Source organism: Deltaproteobacteria bacterium HGW-Deltaproteobacteria-6 (genome assembly GCA_002840435.1).
Lineage (GTDB): Bacteria > Desulfobacterota > Syntrophia > Syntrophales > Smithellaceae > UBA8904.
In genome coordinates, this window is the sequence record PHAT01000026.1 from 1 (window position 1) to 3,976 (window position 3,976).

A 3,976-nucleotide genomic window follows, 5' to 3' on the forward strand; every position below is an offset into this window, starting at 1 on the left:
CAGTTCTTTTTTATGAGACGGATCAAACAAACCTTCGGCCGCCAATCGCGCCTTGAGCTGTTCAAACGCTTTCTGCAGCGCTCCCACACCCTGAGGCTCTACCGATTCCACAATCAGCTGGTATTCACCACGGGGCGGATAAGCGCTCAGGCGCGCACGGCACAGAATCTTCAATCCGTCTTCCAGATCAAATTTTGCCGCGCGGTTGCCGTACTGGCGAAAATAGACCGCCCGAATCTGGCTTTTGTCGTCCTTCAGCGTGAAATAGATATGGCCGGACGGAGGACGGCGCAAGTTGGAGACTTCACCTTCCACCCAGAGCGATCCGAATGTATCTTCAAGAAAGGTTTTAATGTAATCGTTCAGTTGCGAAACTGTCAGAATGTCTTTCATCAGCTAAACCCTGCACGATCAACTAGCAGATATTAAAAGGGATGACAAGTTTGAATTCGGCAGCAGTAAAATTTCATGATGAATCGATCAAATGTTTCATTTATCACCCGGTTTTTCATTGACACACAAAACGCCTCCCCATATACTGCAGGCAAAATAATTGCTTTTCTCAGGTCGGATGAATTAACGGCGATCGCACATGATGACATTTCCCTGTCGCCTCAGTCCGCAAATCGCCTATGAATAATAAAGACGGAAATCATGCTGTTTTCAACGGGACATCCCGTTTTTCTTTTATCCCGAAAGATGACCCGAATCAGGCGTTGCGGATCCGCCGGTTATTTATGGCGTCAGTCGCCTACGTCCTGAACGGCAGCCTTGCGTATTTTTCCTATCTGGCAGGCATCACGGAGTGGCCGGGAATCGCCGGTTTGCTGATTATCATCCCTGCGGTCAATATCACCTTCTACCTTCTCATCCGCACAGGGGTAAACTTAAGGTTTGCCGATCCCAGCCTGACATTTGCGCAAATGTGCGCTGCCACCCTCACCGTGATGTATGTAATGTACTATGCCAATGAATCCAGGGGATTGCTGCTGCTGATGTACGTCATCATGCTGTTGTTTGGAATCTTTCGCCTCAACACCCGCGATTTCTTCCTGATTAGCATGATCACGCTTATGACCTACGGAACTGACATCATACTCCTGTATCTCTTCCGTCCTGAGGGGGTAAACTTCCGCAATGAATTTCTCCAATGGATTGTGCTGGCCATCGTCATGATCGCCTTTTCCTACATTGGCGGTTATATCAGCTCCCTTCGGCGGAACCTCAGCACCAGCCGCTCCGAGCTGAAGAAAACCGTTGAGAACCTCAACATCAGCCGTTCAGAACTTGAGATATCTCTTTCGATCATTCAGGAGATAGCAATCCGTGACGAACTGACAGGCTTTTACAACCGCCGTCATCTCATGGAACTCCTCGACAATGAAAAGAATCGATCCCTTCGCGGAAACTCGGTCTTTACAATCGCAATGCTGGACATTGACCATTTCAAGAAAGTGAACGACACCCACGGTCATCAGTCGGGAGATGACGTGTTACGGACCGTCAGCACGGCCATTCGCAATACCATGCGAAACACAGACTTTTGCGGCCGGTATGGCGGCGAAGAGTTTATTCTGGTCCTGATCCAGACCGATCTTAAAGAAGCAATGATCTGCGCCGAGCGCATGCGAGCCAATATTGAAAAATGCCTGTTCCCCCGCATAGGAGACGGCTTCAGGATTACCGTATCGATCGGCCTGTCGGAATATCAGATGCGGGAAGAAATCGAAACCATGATTGCCAGGGCCGACCGAGCCCTTTACCGGGCCAAAGAAGACGGGCGCAATCGCGTGGCATGCGAGGCATAATCGTTTTGCCTGACCTGCTGAAGGAGAGGATGCAAATATGTCCGATAAATATGATCTGATTGTCATTGGCGGAGGACCGGGCGGCACGGAGGCGGCCCAAACGGCGTCTCAAAAGCAAAAACGTGTTCTCATCATCGAAAAAAACGGCTGGGGCGGCACCTGTGCGCATCGCGGCTGCATACCCACAAAAGCGATGCTCTCATGCAGCAAATCATACACGGACTTAAAAAAACTCAAACGCTTCGGCATCCATGTTGACGGCATCACCGTTGACTTCATGGCCATGAAAAAGCATCGTGACCAGATGGTCAAACTAGCAGCCCTGGGTGCCCAAAAAGGACTTGCCGACGCGCAGGTGGAAACAAAAACCGGCACGGGCGAGATTCTCTCGCCCCGCGAAGTGAGATACATTGAACCATCCGGTCAAAGTCATCTGCTTGAGACAAAAAACATCCTCATTGCCTGGGGGTCGGAACCGCAGCTCCTGCCGGACATCAAGACTTCGGAACGGATGATGACTTCAGACGGCATACTCGAGATGACTTCACTGCCGTCCGGCATGATCGTTGTCGGCGGAAGTTTCATCGGCGTCGAATACGCCACGGTATTTGCGGAACTTGGTGTCAAGGTGATCCTGGTGGAACTGCTGGACCGCATTTTGCCGCAGGAAGATCAAGAGGCCGCGGAATTTCTCACACAGGAACTGGCCCGTCTGGGCATTGCCGTCCACACATCGACGGAGCTCACCAGTCTGAAAGAATCTGCCGGCGGCGTTGTGATGCAGGTACGCAAAAACAGGGAACCCATGGAGATGCGCGCCGGATGCGCCCTGCTTTGCACAGGAAGAAAGCCTCTGCTCTACAGGACTGAGCTGGACAGGCTGGGAATCGAGTACAGCAGCGCCGGAATCAAGGTGGATAAAAACATGATGACCACTTGCCGGGGCATTTATGCCGCGGGCGATGTCACCGGCGGAATGATGCTGGCGCACCGTGCGGCCCGGCAGGCCAAAGCCGCAGTGGAACATATGTACGGCGGAATCGGTAATATTTACAACGAAAATTTTATTCCGTCGGTTGTGTACAGCCATCCGCAGATTGCGCGTGTCGGTTACACCGAGGAACGCGCCCGGAACGAAGGTTTATCCGTTGAAGTCGTCAGGTCGCCCTACAGCGCCAATATTATCGCGCGGACTGAATTGATCGGTCAGGGTTTTGTCAAGGCTGTTTTTCACCAGGATAAAATCATCGGCGCGGTCATACTGGGAGACCACGCGGCCGACCTCATTTCCGGGCTTGCCCTGGCGGTTGCCGCTCAGCTGACCCGAAAGCAACTGCGTTCCTGGGTCATACCGCACCCGACGCTCAGTGAAATTTTTGCACCGCTCATCGGTTGAAGGCAGGGGCACTCCCTGCGGGTCGCGTTCTTATCTGCCCGGATAGCCTGATCTTATTTTGCAGCAAAGGCATTGTTCCGCGCCGTGTGAACATATTTACCGGGCGGTTTTATTTAGACGGTTTCAGGCGGTTGTCCATACCGGTAAAACCGCAGTCCGGCTGGTAACAGGTTACGTTCAGAAATTCACATTTCTGAAGGCAGGCGGGACAGATCTGCGGCGGCTGCAACTCCACAACGGTGTTTCCGCAATTACTGCATTTCCAGGTATTTTCAGGAATGGTTGTTTTGTTTTCCGGCATCTTCATATCTCCTTTCTGAAGTATGGATAAATTTAACATAAAATCATTGTTTTATGCGAAGTATTTTCAGCGGGACGAATAAACTTGAAATTATTGACAACTTTCGGTAAAGAAATTCACTCTTTTGAGTTCAGGGGAACTTCATGGCAAAAAGAACAAAATCAAATGATCTGAAAGGTTTGACGCTTTTAGGGGAGAAAACGAAACCTGTTCGTAAACTGGAAACGTTCCCCAATCATCACAGACGCGACTACACCGTGACGCTTTCCACCGATGAGTTTACCTGTGTATGCCCGAAAACCGGCCAACCCGATTTCGCCAGCATTTCCATACAGTATATCCCCGACAGGAAGATTGTCGAATCGAAATCACTGAAATTATATTTATGGTCTTTCCGCAACGAGGGTGTTTTTCATGAACACGTCACCAATATCATCCTTGAAGACCTGGTGGCCGCCCTCCAGCCGCGCT

Annotated in this window: 5 protein-coding genes; 3 read left to right on the forward strand and 2 right to left on the reverse strand. The window is 50.8% G+C overall.

Translation table 11 applies throughout. The features are described 5' to 3' along the window. Positions 1–393 (reverse strand): exodeoxyribonuclease VII large subunit (locus CVU71_18520; GenBank protein PKN16778.1); only part of this gene is annotated, 393 nt, incomplete at its 3' end. Positions 394–632: 239 nt separating this feature from the next. Between CVU71_18520 and CVU71_18525 the strand changes: the two genes are divergently transcribed. Together CVU71_18525 and lpdA are read left to right on the forward strand one after the other, a co-directional pair. Beyond that, positions 633–1,808, forward strand: coding sequence for a hypothetical protein (locus CVU71_18525; protein PKN16779.1), 1,176 nt, complete (start codon positions 633–635; stop codon positions 1,806–1,808). A gap of 37 nt (positions 1,809–1,845) precedes the next feature. Beyond that, on the forward strand, positions 1,846–3,204 hold the full coding sequence (lpdA, locus tag CVU71_18530; protein ID PKN16780.1) for a dihydrolipoyl dehydrogenase: 1,359 nt from the start codon (positions 1,846–1,848) through the stop codon (positions 3,202–3,204). Between the two features lie 109 nt (positions 3,205–3,313). Here lpdA and CVU71_18535 read toward each other — a convergent pair whose 3' ends face one another. Then, positions 3,314–3,505, reverse strand: coding sequence for a hypothetical protein (locus CVU71_18535; GenBank protein ID PKN16781.1), 192 nt, complete (start codon positions 3,503–3,505; stop codon positions 3,314–3,316). Positions 3,506–3,648: 143 nt separating this feature from the next. Between CVU71_18535 and CVU71_18540 the strand changes: the two genes are divergently transcribed. Continuing rightward, positions 3,649–3,976: NADPH-dependent 7-cyano-7-deazaguanine reductase QueF (locus tag CVU71_18540; GenBank protein PKN16782.1), on the forward strand; the 328-nt coding region annotated here is incomplete at its 3' end.